Here is an 18,241-nt window from a genome sequence, read left to right as displayed (position 1 = left end):
TGAAATGACCTCAAACCCAGGAGTAGTCTCGCTTGTAAATTCTCGGAAAGGTCTATTGTTTCCAGTAAGCTTTGTACAATTTGCATACAGCTATCGATTTGGTGCGTCTTTTTTCTGATCAGCACCCTAAGGGATCGATAGCTTTCTTGTCCATCCCCTCAACTAAAAACTGTCCGAACCATTGCACCAAGGGAGCTTTTGGCTAAGTAAGTACTACGGATTGAGGAATGTAGCTATTTGCCTCATAGCCCAAAAATTCAAGGCAGCACCGAGGCGATTTTGAGGTGTATTTACTTTGCCTCTAGTGAAATTTCCTGCAAGATTTGAGTAACCTCGTCTTCTGAATAGTTATGCCTTGCCAAAACCTTTGCAGTCGAAGCTAGCACTTGATTGGTAAACAATTGACTCAGATCCTGACGCAAACATTTGCCAACATAGAGCTTGATTAAGGCTTCTAATGACATATCTCGCTGTGCTGCTACCTTTCTAAGCGATGCCAGCGTATCTTTCGGGATTTGGATAGAAACTGCTTCAGAATCGCGCGGATGCACCCGCAACACCAAATCTTCTTCTGATACTAGGTTTTCATCAAGACTGCTCATATAACCTCCGCTCAATACGAGTGGCAACACGGGCTGAGATCATTCTAATTCTTTTCCCCCGCTCAAGATGAATCACAAGCAGGAGCCGTTCAGCCAGAGAATATCCTAAAGCAAATTCTCGTTCCTCAGACTTTGCTGATGCATCACCAACGACGTGAAAGGGATCGAGGAAAACCTCTGCCGCCTCCTCAAAGGTTACTCCATGCTTCTCAAAATTGCGTTGGGCTTTGGTTTCATTCCACTCAAACTCAAACCCCTCCAGGCGATACGTAATGTTCATGCCTCAATTCTCTCTGTTCCCACCAACCAGCCGTTGCTTCCACTCGCTCTCCCATAACAATACAGCGAATCAAACGGCGATCGCTGTTCCAGAATCCACTCCACGAGGCGATCGCGGCTTACCCCTCTCCTTCCAAAATGCTGCTGATGTCTTGTGTGGCGTACAGAATTCTCACAACTTCGATCGCATCATCCCGTTCAAAGTAAAAAACCAGGTATTTCCTGAAATCCTTCACTGCCCATTTCCGTAATCCTTGTAAGCGAGGATCTTCGACGGAGTAAAGACTGCCTATTCCTGGCATTCTGGCAAGTTGGGCGATCGTAGATCTTGCCGAGTCAAAGAATTTCAAGGCTGCTTCAAAGTTATTCTCAGCAATGTAGGCAAAGTGATCGTCTAAATCCTGGCTTGCCTTCGGTCTGATGATATTTCGCTTGGTCATGCATCCGACTGTTGAAAACGTTCAACTAATTGAGTACGCTTTTGTTCCCACCAATCATCCGTCGTCTCCACTGGCTCCCCGCTCTCTAGACCCTCAAGCAATAAGGATTCAATTTGCTCTTGCTGGGTGATACGCTTTTGCTCCCGCAAAATTAGATGATAGACGTACTCATTGGTGGAGTTGAAGCCTGCGGCGATTGCTTGCTCCTCTACAAAAGTTTGAACCTGGTCTGGAAGAGAGATGTTCATCATTCACTAACAACCTCAAACCGTGGATTTTCTGCTTTTAGAATAGCTAAAAACACGGCTCGACTCGGCTCAGAAGTGATCAATCAAAAAATGATTCGACTGCTCGCACTGGCAAAAGAAACCAGTCAGCCTTTGGTCGCTCCTTGTTCTAACGACGATCGCCTCGAAATTAACAACGTGAATTCGATGGAGTTTTTTCGCTTCGTTATTGAGCGCTTCGCTCCCTAAATCCCCCATTCTGAGGAACCTTGAATCAGCACAATTTCTTCGAACTCTGGAATTTCTTTGGTCAAAGTCCCCCAATTTTGGGGGATTTAGGGGGCTGAAGGCGATTCTAACGAAGCGAGTCCCTCTTATCGAATTCACGTTAAAGCAAATTCAAAGTTGAGTGGGGCAAGGAGCGAGACAAACTTCTTGCCTGTTCGTTCTTTAAACCGCTTGAGCGGACGGCCAACACGATCGCGAATTGCTCACCGCTAACAGCAAACAGCCAACAGCTAAAAGCTACAATGAAGTGTCTAGAGGCAGCTTTACAAAGATTTACTACGAGAACATGCAACCTACTGATCCGAGCAAATTTACTGACAAAGCATGGGAGGCGATCGTCCAGGCACAGGATGTAGTTCGTCGTTATCAACACCAAAATCTAGAAGTCGAACATCTAATCACCAGCTTGCTCGAACAAAAAGACGGTCTGGCTAACAAAATTTTGACCAAAGCAGGCATAGAAGTGCAGCGGTTTGGTCAGCAGATCGAAGACTTCACCAAACGTCAGCCCAGAGTCGGCAGTAGTGAACAGCTTTTTTTGGGGCGCTATCTCGATACGATGCTCGATCGCTCCGAAGCTGCCCGCAATACCTGGCAAGACGAATTCATCTCAGTCGAACATTTCCTGATCGGATTTGCCAACGATCCCCGATTGGGAGTGCGGCTATTTCGAGGCTTTAACCTGGACACAGCCAGACTCGAAGCGGCGATCAAGGACGTTAGAGGCAGTCAGAAAGTCACCGATCAAAGTCCCGAATCTCGCTATGCGGCCCTGGAGAAATTTGGGCAAGACCTGACCGAGAAAGCTAAAGCAGGCAAGATCGATCCTGTGATTGGTCGCGATGAAGAAATTCGCCGGGTGATTCAAGTCTTGTCTCGGCGCACCAAAAATAATCCCGTACTGATTGGCGAACCGGGCGTAGGGAAGACAGCGATCGCCGAAGGATTAGCCCAACGCATCATTCACGGAGACGTGCCCGAATCGCTCAAAAATCGCATTCTCATCTCGCTGGATATGGGATCGCTGATTGCAGGCGCAAAATATCGCGGCGAATTTGAAGATCGGCTGCGATCGGTGCTCAAAGAAGTGATCAACTCTGACGGGCAAATCGTCTTATTTATTGACGAACTGCATACCGTTGTCGGAGCCGGAGCCACTCAGGGCAACATGGACGCAGGCAACCTGCTCAAACCCATGCTGGCACGGGGTGAACTGCGCTGTATCGGAGCCACCACACTGGACGAATATCGCAAACACATCGAAAAAGATGCCGCCTTAGAGCGTCGATTTCAGCAGGTGTTAGTCGAAGAACCCACCGTCGAAAACACGATCTCGATTCTGCGCGGACTCAAGGGCCGCTACGAAGTTCACCATAAAGTGACGATTACTGATTCGGCTCTGGTCGCCGCCGCTACGCTGTCTTATCGCTACATTGCCGATCGTTTCCTCCCCGACAAAGCGATCGATCTGGTAGACGAAGCGGCCGCCAAACTCAAGATGGAAATCACCTCCAAACCTGCGCCATTAGAAGCGATCGAGCGTCGCCTTCAACAGCTAGAAATGGAGAAAATTTCCCTCGAAACTGAAAGCAAGCGCACCAACATTGCCGCCAACTTTAGCGCCTCGGCCCGCGATCGCTTAGAGCGAGTCAACCAGGAAATCAAAGAGTTATCCGATAAGCAGAGTACTCTCAACTCCAACTGGCAAAAAGAAAAAGATTTGCTGGATGCGGTCAACGCGCTGAAAGCCGAGGAAGAAGACCTGGGTCGTCAAATCGACAAAGCGCAGCGAGAAACCAACCTCGAAAAAGCAGCCGAGTTGCAATACGGACGCTTGCCCAAACTATTGAGCGAACTCGAAGAAAAAGAAGCTCACCTGGCCGCGATGCAGTCTGGAGGCGGGGCACTCTTGCGCGAACAAGTCACCGAATCTGACATCGCCGAAATCGTCGCCAAATGGACAGGCATTCCCGTCAATCGCCTCATGGAGTCAGAGCGCCAAAAACTACTGACCCTAGAAAGCCACCTGCACCAGCGAGTCATTGGACAACAAGACGCGGTAGAAGCGGTTTCAGCCGCCATTCGTCGAGCGCGCTCGGGCATGAAAGATCCGGGTCGTCCGATCGGTTCCTTTTTGTTTATGGGGCCGACTGGCGTAGGCAAAACTGAACTGGCGAAAGCTCTGGCGCAGTTTCTCTTTGACGCTGACGATGCAATGGTGCGCCTCGACATGTCGGAATATATGGACAAAAGCTCGGTCATGCGCGTGATTGGGGCGCCTCCAGGCTATATTGGCTACGAAGAAGGCGGCCAGCTTGCCGAAGCGATTCGTCGCAAACCCTACTCGGTGGTGCTGTTGGATGAGGTCGAAAAAGCTCACCCTGACGTATTCAACATTTTGCTGCAAGTGTTGGATGACGGACGAATCACCGACTCTCAAGGGAGAACGATCGACTTTAGCAATACCGTCGTCGTCATGACCAGCAACATTGGCAGCGAACACATTCTGGATATTTCTGGCGACGATTCCAAATATGAGGAAATGCAAACGCGGGTGATGAATGCGCTGCAAAAGCACTTTCGTCCAGAGTTTCTCAACCGCATTGACGATACGATTCTCTTCCATCCGCTGAGTCGGACTGAGTTGGGTCAGATCGTTGTTCTCCAACTGCGGCGCATTCAAGGCATGTTGTCTGACCAAAAAATTGCGCTGGAAATCACGGAACCTGCCCGAAACTATATTGCGGATGCGGGCTACGACCCGACCTATGGAGCGCGTCCCCTCAAACGGGCCATTCAGCGTCAGATCCAAAACCCGATCGCCACCAAGCTGCTAGAAAACGCCTTTGTCGAAGGAGATACGATCGTGATTGACTTTGCAGACGATGCCCTGACCTTCACTAAAAAATCGTCTGCTTGATGCGGATTCAGTATCGGTCTTGGGGCCCGTCGATCAAGGTTTAAATAAATTTCTCATAAAGGGCATTTTTTCAGACGAGAGAAGCTTTAACGATTCGTTTGCGACAAAATCTTCTCCTTTTGGGGGATGCTCTTGAGAATAATCTAAATATTTGTTAAGTTTCTTAAAGAGTCCATTTGCGGCCCTTTGCGGGTAGCTCAAAGAGATCGTTCACCTTATTCTTGTTTGGGCATCCATCATGTCTCAGTCGTCTCGTTTGAAAATTCGCCCCTCGCCCGACGTTGAACAGGTGCTGACATCGCTCACATCGGAGACTGCGGATCTAAAAAGCCAACTGCAAGGTCAAGACAAGTTAGTCAAGGCTCTAGAGCGGCGAGTTGCCCGATCGCTCGACTCGATTCAATCCCATTTGGGACAACTCGACCAGTCTTTTCACAATGACCCCAACTGGCAAAAAACCTTATCGTCAATGGCGGGTGAGCTTCATCAATTAGGCGATCTGCTGTCCGATGCGACTTTGCTGCAAAAAATAGAAGCCGGAAAAGTGACAGTGCAGCTAGAAGCGATCGACCTGCACTTATTATTAGATTCTTTAACTCGACATTTATTGGTCGGGCGATCGGGCGTGGCACCTCGTCTGATTTGCAAAATTCCAACTCAATTACCGTTAGTTCTCGCTGATCCTGAACATACAGAAGCGATACTGATGGATCTTTTGGGACGAGCGCTCAAGTATTCTCAACCTGATTCGACGATTAGTTTAGAAGTCAGTTGCTCTGAGTTGTGGACTGCGATCGAGATTGTCGCCGAGCGATTTGCTCCGGTTGGTCAGCAAGATTTTGCCCCAGAAGTTGCCCTTTGCTGCAAGCGAGTCGAGATGCAAAACGGACAAGTTAGCTGTCGAGTGCGATCGGCTAGCTCCACCTCCGTTGCTATCAACCTACCAGTCTCCAACTCAGCACAGCACTGACCACAAAAGAACTTTGGATTTTTGAGTCTAAAGTCCAAGGTCTTTACAGCCTTCGTAGCGCTAATTTAGCTCGATAAGACAGAAGCCTCACGTCCATAATCTCTGATTTGGCGTGAGATGAATGGCGCGTAAATTGCGGTGCGATATCTGAACAATGTCCAACGAGAGAAGATATCAGCACGGCAATTTACAAACTCCTATGCAAGAGGTTAGACTGTCTGGGTTGGTAAAGCCGCCATCCCGAATGCCTGCAACCACTAGAACCAGCATAGTCGGGGAATGTCCTAACCCAAGAGTACGAGACTCAACAAACTGGGCGGAGTGACGCGAGTCGGGAAGCTGAAAAGCCTACCGCATCAAAACAAACAATTAATACTCTGCGGTGGGTCATCACGTGGAGTCTAAATAACGCTCGTGGAGGCGATAGGGGTTGCCCAGCCGTTGAACCGAGTAGCCGAAAGGAAGCCCACACCACAATCTTTGATTTGGCGTGTGGTAGGCAGGCTAGTAGGATATGTCACAGCATTGGTATTCTTGAGTCGTTTCCCTACTTTGCAATGCCTGAAATACACTTCACTTTTGGTAGAGCCAAGAGAGGAAGTCATCGATCGCACGATTGGCGGAGAATTCACCGAGACATTACATCGATCGTCACACGGTTCTTAAAGTCTTTATGTAAATCGAGCCATGTTTGAGTAGACATTTGACTCAATTTATATGCTCAAAATATTCCTGGGAGTTTCCGCGATCGCAGCCGTTGCCCTACTCCCCTTTCAAGCCTCTGCCAAACAGCCTGATTATGACTGCTACATGCAGACAAACTCCAAACAAATTATTGATTTGACACGATCGGTGTGTGGGTTTAATGCCGAAAAAGCTTCAAAAGCGGTCAAACAAGACGCTGCTTATCTCGCTGACATTAGAAAAATGATGAAAGGTCAAGCCGATCCTACGCTGATTGCAATGGTAGAAACCAATCCATCCTTATTTCTTGAGGCTGCAACTACCTACTGTGAAGCGCGACAGTCTGGTATCTCAGAAGGACAGTTTATGGAACGTCAATACATGCAGGCGTATGAGTCTCTGGAAGCCTATTCTCCCGCTGGTGCAAATCGACAAGAATATGAGCAGAGCCAGCAACAATTTCAACTCAAACTGGTTTCTCTCTCGATCGCAACCTCATTAGCCCCTAAGCACTACTGTCCTCAAGTCGCCTCTCGCTCCATCCGTTAGTTTGTTGATCACAAAATCAGGGACACGACCGTTCACCAACTTGTTAAAGTCAGACCTAACGAAACGTCAGTTCGATGAACGCTTCGCTTCGCTTTTAGATCCAGGAACGCCCCCTAAATCCCCCACGAGTGAGGGACTTTGAACCAGAATTCCTCTCTTAAAGTCCCCCAAAACTGGAGAGTTGGGGGGCAGAAGCGGTGAACAACGAAGCGAAAAAACTCTCATCGAATTCACGTTAACGAAGTACCCGAAAAACAGCTAATTCATCCCGAATACTTTTCCCGTCGGGGATTGAATTGATTTACACTGAATACCGTTTCAAGAATTGTCTGTCAGACAAGCTGCAAAGCGGGACTTCGGCACTATGGCTCCTTCTGTACCAATCAAGGCATCGCGCCGTAAGAATCTGTGGTTTGAACGACTGATGGCGATCATAGCCACGACTAATCTAGCTCTAGTTGCGTTTGATCTCTCCTATGTTCCGTGGCGCGATTTTTGGTTTCGGCGGGTTCCGGTGGTGACTCAGTGGTACGACCCAATTAAAGGAATTGAGCCTCACCGAGATACCGTTGCCTATCTTGAAAATGTCGATGCATTAGAGCAAGCGTTATCACAAGGAGGATTGCAGAGCGATCAAGGTCAACAACGTCTGAGAGAATTGCGCGATCGCAGTAACGACATCATTCAAAATAACCCTTTTCAAGCGGCCAACAAAAGCGGCACGTTTGAGAAAATCAAAAATCGAATGCGAGAGCAGGTTTTTAACCAACGTCGGGGTGAATCTTCTCGCAAAGCCTTTGAGACGTTTTGGAGCGTCGATTTTTTGACTCAAAGAGGCGTTGCTAACGAACTGCAATTCTTTGATCGCGAGATTCGTCCCTTGATGGCGGTCAACTACTACCGAACGATCGGCGAAAATGGCGACTACACCGAGCGGTTTTGGATCATTGATGCGCCGTTTGTCATTCTGTTTGGGCTGGAGTTTTTGGCGCGATCGTTCTATCTCAGCCGCAAGTATCGAAGTCTGAGTTGGCTAGATGCGATGCTCTGGCGCTGGTATGACGTGTTTTTGCTGATTCCGTTTTGGCGCTGGCTGCGGGTGATTCCGGTGGCAATGCGTCTCGAACAGGCAGGTCTGGTCAGTTGGGAGCGAATTCGCACACAGGCAAGTCAGGGTTTTATCGCCAACATTTCGGAAGAACTGGCCGAAGTTGTGGTCGTACAGGTGATCGATCGCATTCAGGTGTCGATCGCGCGCGGGGAATTTGCTCGATGGGTAGCTCAAACCGCGTCTCGTCCCTATGTTGACCTCAATCAGCGCGACGAAATTCAAGAACTCACCAGCCACATTCTCAAACTGACTGTTTACAACGTGTTGCCCAAAGTCAAACCCGAACTAGAAGCGCTCCTGCGTCACAATGTAGAAGCCATTCTCAGTCAATCACCTGCCTATCAAGCCCTAAAAATGGTGCCTCTAGTGGGAGAGGTGCCCAAGCAGATCAACGATCGCCTGGTTACAGAAGTCACCGAAGGAGCCTATGGCGCGATCGTTACAGCGCTAGAAGATAAAGCAGGTGCCGACTTGTTGAATCGGTTAGTTAAAAAGTTTGGTGAAACCCTCGTCTCAGAAGTGAGAGATCAGCGATCGCTTCAAGAACTCCAGTCTTTGGCGACAGATTTGCTTGAAGAAATCAAAGTCAACTATGTCAAGCGAGTTTCGGCAGAAGATATCGAAGGATTTTTGGAAGAGGCTCGCCAGATTCGCAAGATTCAACGATAGCCATTTCAGGTAGGCTGTCCCCTATGACCATCGCTAAATCCCCCACGAGCGAGGGACTTTTGTTCGCTACGTCTATTGCTTCACGGTTTGAAGAACCGATCGGTCTCTCTGCCTGGTTAAACCATTCCTCTTTCAGCAACGCCCATTTCCTGACGAGCCTCTTAGCTACAGTCTTTTAGCTGCTGTGCGGGTCAATCAACTTCCTTCGTCCACAAATTCGTGATCGCCCGGAACCTTGTGCTGAAATAATGAGGCTGGGTAGATTGGTCAAACTTTGAAACACTGCCGATCTGACTCCACGAACTGATCCGTTTTGTCTGGACTGACCCATGAAGCTTCGTTCATTTTTCTATCTGCTGGGAACGATCGCCGCTGGCTTGCTGTTGACGGGTACGATCGGCTTTGTCTGGCTATTTGCTCAAAGTCCGCTAGGGTTGCTCAAAGGCGGCCCAGAAGCTACGCCGTCGGCTGTGATCTTTGTGCCCAAGCAGGCTCCTGTGATGGCCTCGTTGATGGTCAACCCCGATCGCTTAGAATCCCTTCGGCTCTTAACCGCAAAACCGCAAGACCGCAAGCAGGCGAGATCGGAGTGGAACCAGTTTCAGCAAAGCATTCTGGGTACGTCTGGCTTGGACTACTCGCAAGACATCAAACCCTGGCTAGGCAACGAGATCACGCTGGCTGTGACGACATTAGACAGCGATCGCGACCCCGACAACGGACAACAACCCGGATACTTACTCGCCGTCACCACCAAAGATGCCGAACGATCGCGCGAATTTCTGCAAATCCTCTGGCAAAAACGAGCGATCGCTGGCACAGAGCTAGTCTTTGAGCAATACAAAGGCACCAAGCTAATTTACAGTCGCGATTCAGAAGCAGCCCAACAAACCCTCCCAAAAACCTCCAACAGTCAAAAAAATTCTCCTCACGCCTCACCCCTCACGCCTCACCCCTCTTTTGCCAGCGCCGTTGTCGGAAACCGCTTTGTTTTGTTTGCCAATCGTCCTAAAGTGCTGCGGGATGCGATCAATAACGTTCAGGCGATCGAGCTAGGGTTGGGCAGTTCGGCAGACTATCAGAAAGCGATCGCTCATCTCAAACAAGGCAGAATCGGCATCGCTTTTTTAAATTTTCCTCAGTTGTCTAGCTGGGCTGGCAAACCAGTCGCCGAGGATATTGTCGGATATGAAAGTCTAGCGATCGCGCTGGGAGTCGATCGTCAAGGCTTGATCGCAGAAACCGCGTTGCAAACTGATGGACAGGACGCTCATTCTGCGGCACTTTCTCAACCTGTGGGCGCACTCCAATATATTCCAGACAGTCCGCTCTCAGCCTCTGGCACCGATTTAGCGCAACTGTGGGCCGACCTGTCGCAGGGCGTTTCTAGCTATCCTGATCTGGCAAAATGGATCAATCAGCCGATCGACACGCTCCAACAACAGTGGAAATTGAACTTACCAGAAGATATTTTTAGCTGGGTTAAGGGCGAATATGCGCTGGGATTGGTGCCTGGAGGAGTGAGGAGTGAGGAAGAGAGGCGTGAGGAAGAGAGAGGGCTGAATTGGGTGTTTGTGGCAGATAAGTCTACTGAGAAGGCAGCAGGAGCGATCGATCATCTAGACGATATTGTTAAGCAGCAGGGTGTGAGCGTTGGGTCACTGCAACTGGGCAATCAGACGGTTAACGTTTGGACTCGGCTTTCTACATCAGATTTGACCAAACCAGGACAGAAGGCCGTCGAAGCTAAAGTGACTGGAGTCCATGTCGCTGTCGGTAACTACGAGATTTTTGCCCCATCGGTCGAAGTGCTGAGTGACCTGCTCAAAGCTCCAAAAAATCCCATTACTCGAACCAAAAAATTTGGGGACGCGATCGCCCCCTTCTCAAAACCTAACAATGGCTATTTGTTTATCGATTGGGAGCAAGCGCAGCCAATTTTAGAAAATCGCTTCCCCTTGTTCAAAGTGGTAGAACTGGCAGGACAACCATTTTTAGAACATCTACGATCGCTCACCGTCAGCAGCTATGGCAGCGAATCAGGAATCCAAAGAGGCAGCATTTTTGTGAAGTTGGAGGGCTAGGGAACGACATTAGACCAGAGACACCACGCTGAATATGCTTCTTTGTTCATAGTCCAAGTCTATAGTCCAGAGTCTTTCTTACTCTCCCCCAACGTTAATGCCGCTTCCAAATACTTCTGCATTTTGAATGTTTGCACCCGTGAGAACTGCCCCAGAGGTGTTGGCGTTGTAGAGTCTTGCGTTAGCTAGATTTGCGTCCGTCATGATGGCGTAATCCAGGCTGGCATTGGTCATAAATGCATTCGTCAGATTCGCGTTCTTAAGGTTTGCACCTGTCAAATCTGCCCCCTCTAGATTGGCACCGCTTAGATTTGCACCCTGTAGGTTTGCGTTCCGCAGATCTGCACCCAAAAGATGTACACCGCTCAGGTTGACTCCTGCCAAATTGCACCCGGAACATTCACCCGTTTCGAGCAGTCTTCTCATTTGGTCAGGGTTTTCGGCTCTCGCAGGAAGTGCCACACAGATGGCTGTCAGCAAAGCAAAAATCCCGATCGTGTTGACTTTCATTTTCTTCATCCTCCAGAGTGTTCGGAGCGATTCAATCTTGCGTGTCTATCAAGGGTGGACTTGAATCTCTCAGTAGATCCAAGAGCTTTTACGTGAATTCCGCAAATTGGTCTCAAACCGATTCAGATAGTCATATTTAACTCAAAAATTTAGCGACAACCGTCGTCCGTAGAGAAGAACTCTGGTCAGTCAATGGGCTGATTTGGAAACCGATCTCTTCGAGTGACCCGTGAGAGGTCACTTTCAGTCGTAGCGGGGGCGATCAGTTCTTTCACTCCTCTCACAATTCTATTTTCGCAGTTTTGAGTGAAAGCAGATTAATGCGAATTAGAAGTTTACTAAGGGGGGAGCGATCGTCATTTCTACAAGCCGTTTCTAAACCTGCTAGAAAAACGCTCTACAGTCTTTTAATGTTAGTTAACATAAGTTAAACTGATTTAACATATTGAAGTTAGGAACCGACGATGACTGGATTTCTTCGTGGATTGTTTGGTGGCAAAGATAAATCTGACTCAGAACCAAAAGCAGAAACCCCCAAACCCGCAAAACAAAAACCAATTCCCGCTCCCAAAAACTCCAGTGCTTTCTTTCTAGACGCAAACGAGGCACAAACCTACGGCGACCTAGACTACATGCGGGCTTCCAAAAAGGTCAAACGTACTTTTCCTAAAACCGTCGATCAGCCCGATGAAATGGAGCTTGTTCAGGAAGTATCCGCCACCAAGCGCATCGTCGAAAACGGCAAACAAGTCACCGTACCCAACTCAGTCGTGATGCCCCAAAACGCTCAACAGCCTGTAATCGAAGTCAAAAAGGATGAAAGCGTCGATCGTCGCAAAGCTGACTCAAGCATGGATATGTTCCGCAACATGGCGCGAGATATTCGTAAGTAGAAGGGATGGGGATGAGGGATGAGTCAGGGTTTTGTGTAAAAAGTGAAGTTGTAGAGAGTAAAAGGGCGTTGCTGATTGGAGAGATGAATCTGTGGGAAGTGTCCATCTTTTCGCCCCCTAAATCCCCCAAAAATGGGGGACTTTGAACCTTGGGTTTCCCGCCGCTTTGGGGCAATTCATCCCCTGATTCAGCAACGCCAATAAAAGAACTTTGCGTCGATCGATCTGACATTACTTTTTTCATCTCTCCTCCCTCCTCCCTCCTTCCCTCCCTTTCCTGGTAGATTGAGCGAAGGTAGACTGCCAGGTGAGTTGATGAGTACACGACCTAAGATTATTGTTCTGGATGATGACCCGACGGGTTCCCAGACGGTTCATAGTTGTCTGTTGCTGATGCGGTGGGATGTTGAGACACTGCGGATTGGGCTGGCTGACGAGGCTCCAATTTTCTTTGTGTTGACTAACACTAGGGCGCTGACTCCAGATAGAGCAGCCTCCGTCACGAGAGAAGTTTGTCAAAATCTTAAGCAGGCGATCGCCCTCGAAAAGATTCAAGATTTTTTAGTCGTCAGTCGGTCTGATTCCACGCTGCGGGGACATTACCCGATCGAGACGGATGCGATCGCACAGGAGCTTGGCCCGTTTGATGCTCACTTTCTAGTTCCTGCCTTTCTTGAAGGGGGACGCACCACGCGAGACAGCATTCACTATCTGAAGGTCAACGGGGTCGATACGCCAGTTCACCAAACTGAGTTTGCTAAGGATTCCGTGTTTGGCTATCAGCATAGCTATTTGCCCGATTATGTCGAAGAAAAGACCAAGGGACAGATTCAAGCCGCGCAGGTAGAACGGTTTTTGCTGGCGGAGATTCGGTCTGGGGTGAGCGACCGCTTGCGGGTATCTCAAAGAGATCGTTTGCTGAATTTGCACCATAATCAGTGCTGTGTCGTCGATGCCGAAACTCAGGACGATTTAAATCGATTTGCAACGGATGTGTTGACGGCCGCCTCAACCGGAAAGCGGTTTTTGTTTCGCAGTGCAGCGAGTGTGTTGACTGCCCTGGCGCAATTACCCAAACAGCCGATCGCCCCTGACGAAATGGCTCGATACGTGCGGGCAGGCAAGCCGGGAGCGGTGATCGTTGGTTCTCACGTCAAAAAAACCACCGAGCAACTTCAAACCCTTCTACACACGCCGGGAACGGTGGGCATTGAGATTGAGGTATCTCAGCTATTAGACGCTGGCGATGCGCGTACTACGCTACTTAGCGACACGCTTGAAAAAGTTAACGACGCTCACAACGCAGATAAAACGCCCGTTATCTTCACTAGCCGCCAAGAACTCACCTTCGATAGTGTGCAAACTAGACTGGATTTTGGCGAAGCGGTTTCTGGATTATTGATGGATGTGTTGCGATCGCTCCCTTCTGATATTGGTTTTTTGATCAGCAAAGGGGGCATTACGTCCAATGACACGCTGAGTAAGGGCTTGGCGTTGAGAACTGCAAATCTGCTGGGTCAAGTATTAGCGGGAGTTTCAATGGTACGAACGCCTGCCGATCATCCCGATTTCCCTAATCTTCCCGTTGTGCTGTTTCCGGGCAATGTTGGAGACGCGATCGCTTTGGCAACAGTTTATCAACGCTTGAGTAAGCATGTTTGAGCGGGTTTGAGTTCTCTCGCCTCCTAGATCCCCCAATTCTGGGGGACTTTGACTAAGTTTGACTGATCAATTGGTTGCAGCTTATTTTCAACTTGGTATTAGTGATTCGTTCTTAGCCATTAATTGACGAGACTAACCACCGAATTTTCACAACTCAAATGGGATAGCTATCGGGTTGGCTGCGTCAAAAAAAAGTTGGATACGATCGCGCTCCTTCCAAGTTGCTCTCAGGGCTGAAGAGACTCCCAGCGTATGCAGACGGTGATACCACCCATAAGCAATGAAGTCGTCTAAGCGCTCGGTCACAGGTAAAAAGTTCATGCCATACATGCCCACCCGATCGCTACCCGGAACGATCGATTCGTTCTCAAACATGGGCAGATAAGGGCCCGTTACGGCATCGGAGACATACCAATACAACGTTGAGTTGGTGATGTAGCGAGAATTAACTTGACTTAGCCAACTTGGATTGAGATAGACCCGAAAGCAAGAAAAGAACAGATGATAGCGTCCATTTTTGAACAATACTTGTGGTCGCTCCATGTGGTAGAAGGGCCAATGGTCAGCGGTTTCTAAAGTTGGGGCAGAGACAGGCGGCAAGAGTTGATAAGGGCCGGCGATCGTATCACTGACGGCTAACCCCACACAGCCCTGAAAGTTGCCGGGAGTTTTGGCACTGGCACAAATAAACAAGTAATAGCGATCGTCCTGGGGGTCTTTGAACACATAAGGGTCGCGCCAGTGAACGTGTTGGGTTAAATTGCAGCGACCATACCAGGGATCTTGCTCAGTGGGAATCAATGGAAAATGGTCATGTTGACGCTGCCAATGAAGTCCGTCAGTGGAGGTGGCTAACGCGATCGCTTCATTTCGCAAGTCGGGCATTTCTTTGCCGCCTGCTGAATAAAACAGATAGAGAACGCCGTCTTCTTGGTAGGTGCAGCCCGCGCAGATGCGACCAGATTCCCAGGAGTGATTGGGGTTGGGTTTGAGGAGCGTCCCTAGATCGTGCCAGTTCTCTAAGTCCTCAGAGACCGCCCCACAGAGGTTGCTGACTGTCCACCAGGGCGTTTGGCCTTCGAGTCCGCGCAGGTAGTAGAGACGGTAGAGATTGCCCGTTTTGAGAATCCACGGGTCCCAGATCATGGGTTGTTTGGGACGGAGCGATCGTAAGAGTCCGGTCATCGCCTCGCCTAATTGAATCTGACTGCGCTCGATCAAACTAGCTTTGACCAATTCAGAAACGCCCGTGGGCAATGATTCAAGCTGGCTAAGAATTCGACGTTGGAAGGGTGACAGTTGCATGTCAATGTTTAGACAAAAGATTAGACAAAAAATTAGACAAAAGAGAGTAAGAGTGGTTGAGGAAAGCGATCGTAATTTAGCAAGAATTAGATCTTGGCTAATTTGATGAGGTGTGTTTGATATAGGTTATTCCCCCCGTTGTTCAAATCTTCTGCCCCCAAACTGCCAATTCTTTACCGTGTACACACAAGTCATAAATTGCTTCGTTTCAGTCGACTTCAGTCCCCTAAACCCCCCACCAGTGAGGGACTTTGAACCCCTGAGAAATTGCTTGAACTGTGAAAATCTTTCTATTTCAAAGTCCCCCAGAATGGGGGATTTAGGGGGCGAAGGATCTCGGCAATGATTGACCAATCCACTTGTGTGTACACGGTAGGCCAATTCTAGGGGACTTCATAACCAAAGTTTAATGTCTAATGTCCAGCGTCTATTGAACTAATGTCTAATGTCTTTCTCAAGCGAGTCCAAATTCCATTGCTGATAGATTTGTCCCGGTGTCTACTGTTTTCTCTAACTTAAAGCCGCATTCTTCAAACAGCGTTTTGAATTGTTGTCGTGTTCGCCAAGCGCCACCGGGGACGGAAACCATGATTTGCACTGCGAAAAGTCCGGGCATGATGCCGTCTGGAGCAGTTTTGGGGTCGTCGAGATCAGGAACAAACGCTTGCAGAAGAATGATCTTGCCGTGGGGAGGAAGTGCAGCCCGACAGTTTTTGAGAATCACACGAGCGTCGTCATCGTTCCAGGCAGAGATGAAGTACTTCATGACGATCGCATCCGCCCCCGTCGGGACTGCCTCAAACACATCACCAGAAACAATGTCGATCGTACCTTCAGCAACTCCCAATTTCTGCAAATAAGCAGGAGCCGTCGCCGTCACATAAGGGACATCAAACAACATCCCTTTGCAGCCAAAACGCTTGACGATATTGCCAATCAAACCGCCCTGACCGCCGCCCACATCCATAATTGTCGAGAAGCGATCGAAGTCATAAACCTCTAACAGTGCATCAACGGCATGGTCGGTCAAAAAGCTCATCGCATTCATAAACACATCGCCGCTCCGGGGGTCGTCCTGGCAGAAGTCATAGACTGATTTTTGGTTAGCCCGCTCAAAAGCGACTTCTCCTGTGTGCAGAGCGGCTTCAAGCTGATTCCAGGCATCCCATTGGGCAGGCTCGGTGATATGCATTGCAAAATGTCCGATCGACGGCCCGTGATTCGTGACTAATAGTGTCGAGGTTTCAGTCGGGGCAAAGATGCGATCGGGGCGTTCTTCTAATAGGTCTAAATGAGCGAGGGCTCGCAGGACAACATAGAGACGATCAACTTTGGTTACGGTTTTGTGAGCCAGCGTTTCGGCTGATTGTGCGCCTTCGTCGTGCAGTAGGTTGAAAATGCCCAGGCGCGTTGCAACATAAAGACATTGACTTTGCCAAAAGGCTTGAATCATGCCAAAGATTTTGCGTTTGGCTTCGGTGTTGGTGGGCGCGATCGACAAGGGGGTTGTTGTCATGAGTGTTGAGTGTTGTTGGACATTGAACATTAGCCATTAGACATTGGACACTGAACATTGGGTAATTTAACGCTGAAGGCTTTAGCTAGTCGCCTCCTAGTTCGACGAGTTTGCCAATGTTGAAGTCGATGCGAATCCAGCCAGCAGTCCGACGTAGATTGTCGAGGAGTAGTAAAGGAATTTGCCAGTGGTGAACCATGAGAAAGGGGAGCGGATCATCAGGCTCAAAAATGGCATCTTTGCCTTGTCGGATTGTTTGCCACCAGTGTTGGAGATCTGACAGCGATCCCTTGCGGGTATCTTGGAGCGATCGCACTTCATTGAGTCGCCAAACTTCGTGATAGATCCAGTAGGTCGGCTTGCTAGTTGGCAAGGGTTGCAACGGTTTTGTGAACGGTTTGTCGGTTAAGTAAGCATCCGCTACATCGCGATGGTTGTAGAACATGGTGATTGCAGAATGAGTCCGAGGATTGCACTCGATCGCATACACTTCACCCTCTTCAGATTGAATAAAGTCAAAGGATACCTGACCGTTGAGATTTTCTGCTTGAACAAACTTACTAACCCATTGGAGAATCTCTGGCTGATCGACCTGCTGATAGTTGACTTGAAAGGCTGAAGATTTACAACAACAATGCAGTCTTAGTTCACCATCTCGCACGGTGCTGTGGGTGCAATATTCCTGACCGCGAATGAATTCCTGCATGATCCAGGGCTTCTCGTCGCTAATGGGTAGACTGCGGACAAATGCCTCAGTTTCCTCGCGAGTGGGGCAAGGGAGCTTGGTCAAATCCAATCGGCGCACAGAATCGTAAGGAATGCTTTTGAGAATGTAGGGGCGCGTTTCACTCGAAAAATCAAAGTCAAGCACCTGTTGAGGATGGGTAATTAAGTAGGATTTGGGAACAGACAGCTCGATCGCTCTCGCTGCTTCCGCAAACGCAAACTTGTCATCCAACATTCGAGTCACATCCTGATCAAAGTGAAACACTTCACAGGAACCAGACAGCACTGACTTAGCCAACGAATCGTAGTAGCTCTGCACGGGACTACACACAGGAACATACACATCAATCTGTTCTTGTTTGACGATCGCCAAAAGCGCCTGAATATAGCTATCAGCATCTGGTTGTGGAGCCGGGATTGTATAGAAGCGATCGACAGCATTTGAGAACCGATGTCCTGTTAGCCAATACTTCTGTGTTTCTGCCAAAACAACGCGATGACCGACTTTGTGAAACGATCGGGCAAGTTGCAGCGCTTTGGTCATTTTGCCGCCCGTGATCAAAATCGTCTTGGGATCATCAGCTTGCACAACAGTAGAATCGCCGCGCAGCCAGTGACCAACCCACGCCCCCAACACCAGACTGAGATTAAAGGGAAGCGCGATCGTGAGCGCCATCAGCGTCAGTAAATTTTGCACGATCGCCCAAATGCGCCACCTAATAGAATTCACCATTGTCGAACTGTAGGAGAGGTTTCTGAACGTAGATTCGATGAAGTCTTTCCGCTGCGATGGTTAGGTTAGAAAC

General features: G+C 49.0%; 16 protein-coding genes. 8 read left to right on the top strand and 8 right to left on the bottom strand.

Annotated features, from left to right (window positions below; genetic code table 11):
- Positions 1 to 290 precede the first annotated feature (290 nt).
- From ACJ2PR_RS15405 to ACJ2PR_RS15390, 4 genes are all read right to left on the bottom strand, one after another.
- Positions 291 to 602: a hypothetical protein gene (locus ACJ2PR_RS15405; RefSeq protein ID WP_446861852.1), complete on the bottom strand. Its 312-nt coding sequence runs from the start codon at positions 600 to 602 to the stop codon at positions 291 to 293.
- On the bottom strand, positions 589 to 882 hold the full coding sequence (locus tag ACJ2PR_RS15400) for a BrnT family toxin (RefSeq protein WP_446861851.1): 294 nt from the start codon (positions 880 to 882) through the stop codon (positions 589 to 591). The genes ACJ2PR_RS15405 and ACJ2PR_RS15400 overlap by 14 nt, the downstream gene beginning before the upstream one ends.
- 118 nt (positions 883 to 1,000) lie before the next feature.
- Positions 1,001 to 1,321 carry a type II toxin-antitoxin system RelE/ParE family toxin gene (locus tag ACJ2PR_RS15395; protein WP_446861850.1) on the bottom strand — a complete coding sequence of 107 codons (321 nt, stop codon included), beginning with the start codon at positions 1,319 to 1,321 and terminating at the stop codon, positions 1,001 to 1,003.
- Complete coding sequence (locus ACJ2PR_RS15390; RefSeq protein ID WP_446870238.1) at positions 1,318 to 1,572, bottom strand: ribbon-helix-helix domain-containing protein; 255 nt, start codon at positions 1,570 to 1,572, stop codon at positions 1,318 to 1,320. The genes ACJ2PR_RS15395 and ACJ2PR_RS15390 overlap by 4 nt, the downstream gene beginning before the upstream one ends.
- An 87-nt stretch (positions 1,573 to 1,659) precedes the next feature.
- Here ACJ2PR_RS15390 and ACJ2PR_RS15385 point away from each other — a divergent pair, with 87 nt between their 5' ends.
- The 6 genes from ACJ2PR_RS15385 to ACJ2PR_RS15360 all read left to right on the top strand — a co-directional run bounded on the left by ACJ2PR_RS15385 (position 1,660) and on the right by ACJ2PR_RS15360 (position 10,823).
- On the top strand, positions 1,660 to 1,797 hold the full coding sequence (locus ACJ2PR_RS15385; protein ID WP_446877642.1) for a hypothetical protein: 138 nt from the start codon (positions 1,660 to 1,662) through the stop codon (positions 1,795 to 1,797).
- A 325-nt stretch (positions 1,798 to 2,122) separates the two neighbouring features.
- Entirely contained in the window at positions 2,123 to 4,756 is a 2,634-nt protein-coding gene (gene clpB, locus ACJ2PR_RS15380; protein WP_446877641.1) for an ATP-dependent chaperone ClpB, read from the top strand.
- A gap of 238 nt (positions 4,757 to 4,994) precedes the next feature.
- Positions 4,995 to 5,726 (top strand): hypothetical protein, encoded by a 732-nt coding sequence (locus ACJ2PR_RS15375; RefSeq protein ID WP_446877640.1) that lies wholly within the window; start codon positions 4,995 to 4,997, stop codon positions 5,724 to 5,726.
- Positions 5,727 to 6,443: 717 nt separating this feature from the next.
- Positions 6,444 to 6,959, top strand: a complete 516-nt coding sequence (locus ACJ2PR_RS15370) for a hypothetical protein (RefSeq protein ID WP_446861845.1) — start codon at positions 6,444 to 6,446, stop codon at positions 6,957 to 6,959.
- A gap of 364 nt (positions 6,960 to 7,323) precedes the next feature.
- On the top strand, positions 7,324 to 8,739 hold the full coding sequence (locus ACJ2PR_RS15365) for a hypothetical protein (RefSeq protein WP_446870241.1): 1,416 nt from the start codon (positions 7,324 to 7,326) through the stop codon (positions 8,737 to 8,739).
- Between the two features lie 329 nt (positions 8,740 to 9,068).
- The gene (locus ACJ2PR_RS15360) at positions 9,069 to 10,823 is read left to right on the top strand and encodes a DUF3352 domain-containing protein (RefSeq protein ID WP_446877639.1); all 1,755 of its coding nucleotides are present in this window, start codon (positions 9,069 to 9,071) and stop codon (positions 10,821 to 10,823) included.
- A 78-nt stretch (positions 10,824 to 10,901) separates the two neighbouring features.
- Here ACJ2PR_RS15360 and ACJ2PR_RS15355 read toward each other — a convergent pair whose 3' ends face one another.
- Complete coding sequence (locus ACJ2PR_RS15355; protein ID WP_446861842.1) at positions 10,902 to 11,333, bottom strand: pentapeptide repeat-containing protein; 432 nt, start codon at positions 11,331 to 11,333, stop codon at positions 10,902 to 10,904.
- A gap of 464 nt (positions 11,334 to 11,797) precedes the next feature.
- Here ACJ2PR_RS15355 and ACJ2PR_RS15350 point away from each other — a divergent pair, with 464 nt between their 5' ends.
- Positions 11,798 to 12,226, top strand: coding sequence for a hypothetical protein (locus tag ACJ2PR_RS15350; protein ID WP_446877638.1), 429 nt, complete (start codon positions 11,798 to 11,800; stop codon positions 12,224 to 12,226).
- 315 nt (positions 12,227 to 12,541) lie between these two features.
- Positions 12,542 to 13,888 (top strand): four-carbon acid sugar kinase family protein, encoded by a 1,347-nt coding sequence (locus ACJ2PR_RS15345; protein WP_446877637.1) that lies wholly within the window; start codon positions 12,542 to 12,544, stop codon positions 13,886 to 13,888.
- A gap of 147 nt (positions 13,889 to 14,035) precedes the next feature.
- Here the strand turns inward: ACJ2PR_RS15345 and ACJ2PR_RS15340 are convergent, their stop codons facing one another.
- From ACJ2PR_RS15340 to ACJ2PR_RS15330, 3 genes are all read right to left on the bottom strand, one after another.
- Positions 14,036 to 15,193, bottom strand: coding sequence for a beta-fructosidase (locus ACJ2PR_RS15340; RefSeq protein WP_446877636.1), 1,158 nt, complete (start codon positions 15,191 to 15,193; stop codon positions 14,036 to 14,038).
- A 454-nt stretch (positions 15,194 to 15,647) separates the two neighbouring features.
- Complete coding sequence (locus tag ACJ2PR_RS15335; protein WP_446877635.1) at positions 15,648 to 16,709, bottom strand: methyltransferase; 1,062 nt, start codon at positions 16,707 to 16,709, stop codon at positions 15,648 to 15,650.
- Between the two features lie 85 nt (positions 16,710 to 16,794).
- Complete coding sequence (locus ACJ2PR_RS15330) at positions 16,795 to 18,168, bottom strand: ATP-grasp domain-containing protein (RefSeq protein ID WP_446877634.1); 1,374 nt, start codon at positions 18,166 to 18,168, stop codon at positions 16,795 to 16,797.
- Positions 18,169 to 18,241: the final 73 nt, after the last annotated feature.

The organism is Phormidesmis sp. 146-33, assembly GCF_052939515.1.
Note: the sequence above shows the minus strand (reverse complement) of the source record. Positions and strands in the feature narration are given on the sequence as shown.

Bases quoted from the DNA above. Each gene is read 5' to 3' on its own strand.
- ACJ2PR_RS15375 (WP_446877640.1), top strand. From the start codon at position 4,995: ATGTCTCAGTCGTCTCGTTTGAAAATTCGCCCCTCGCCCGACGTTGAA.
- ACJ2PR_RS15370 (WP_446861845.1), top strand. From the start codon at position 6,444: ATGCTCAAAATATTCCTGGGAGTTTCCGCGATCGCAGCCGTTGCCCTA.
- ACJ2PR_RS15355 (WP_446861842.1), bottom strand. From the start codon at position 11,333: ATGAAAGTCAACACGATCGGGATTTTTGCTTTGCTGACAGCCATCTGT.
- clpB (WP_446877641.1), top strand. From the start codon at position 2,123: ATGCAACCTACTGATCCGAGCAAATTTACTGACAAAGCATGGGAGGCG.
- ACJ2PR_RS15395 (WP_446861850.1), bottom strand. From the start codon at position 1,321: ATGACCAAGCGAAATATCATCAGACCGAAGGCAAGCCAGGATTTAGAC.
- ACJ2PR_RS15345 (WP_446877637.1), top strand. From the start codon at position 12,542: ATGAGTACACGACCTAAGATTATTGTTCTGGATGATGACCCGACGGGT.
- ACJ2PR_RS15360 (WP_446877639.1), top strand. From the start codon at position 9,069: ATGAAGCTTCGTTCATTTTTCTATCTGCTGGGAACGATCGCCGCTGGC.
- ACJ2PR_RS15340 (WP_446877636.1), bottom strand. From the start codon at position 15,193: ATGCAACTGTCACCCTTCCAACGTCGAATTCTTAGCCAGCTTGAATCA.
- ACJ2PR_RS15405 (WP_446861852.1), bottom strand. From the start codon at position 602: ATGAGCAGTCTTGATGAAAACCTAGTATCAGAAGAAGATTTGGTGTTG.
- ACJ2PR_RS15330 (WP_446877634.1), bottom strand. From the start codon at position 18,168: ATGGTGAATTCTATTAGGTGGCGCATTTGGGCGATCGTGCAAAATTTA.
- ACJ2PR_RS15390 (WP_446870238.1), bottom strand. From the start codon at position 1,572: ATGATGAACATCTCTCTTCCAGACCAGGTTCAAACTTTTGTAGAGGAG.
- ACJ2PR_RS15385 (WP_446877642.1), top strand. From the start codon at position 1,660: ATGATTCGACTGCTCGCACTGGCAAAAGAAACCAGTCAGCCTTTGGTC.
- ACJ2PR_RS15335 (WP_446877635.1), bottom strand. From the start codon at position 16,709: ATGACAACAACCCCCTTGTCGATCGCGCCCACCAACACCGAAGCCAAA.
- ACJ2PR_RS15400 (WP_446861851.1), bottom strand. From the start codon at position 882: ATGAACATTACGTATCGCCTGGAGGGGTTTGAGTTTGAGTGGAATGAA.
- ACJ2PR_RS15350 (WP_446877638.1), top strand. From the start codon at position 11,798: ATGACTGGATTTCTTCGTGGATTGTTTGGTGGCAAAGATAAATCTGAC.
- ACJ2PR_RS15365 (WP_446870241.1), top strand. From the start codon at position 7,324: ATGGCTCCTTCTGTACCAATCAAGGCATCGCGCCGTAAGAATCTGTGG.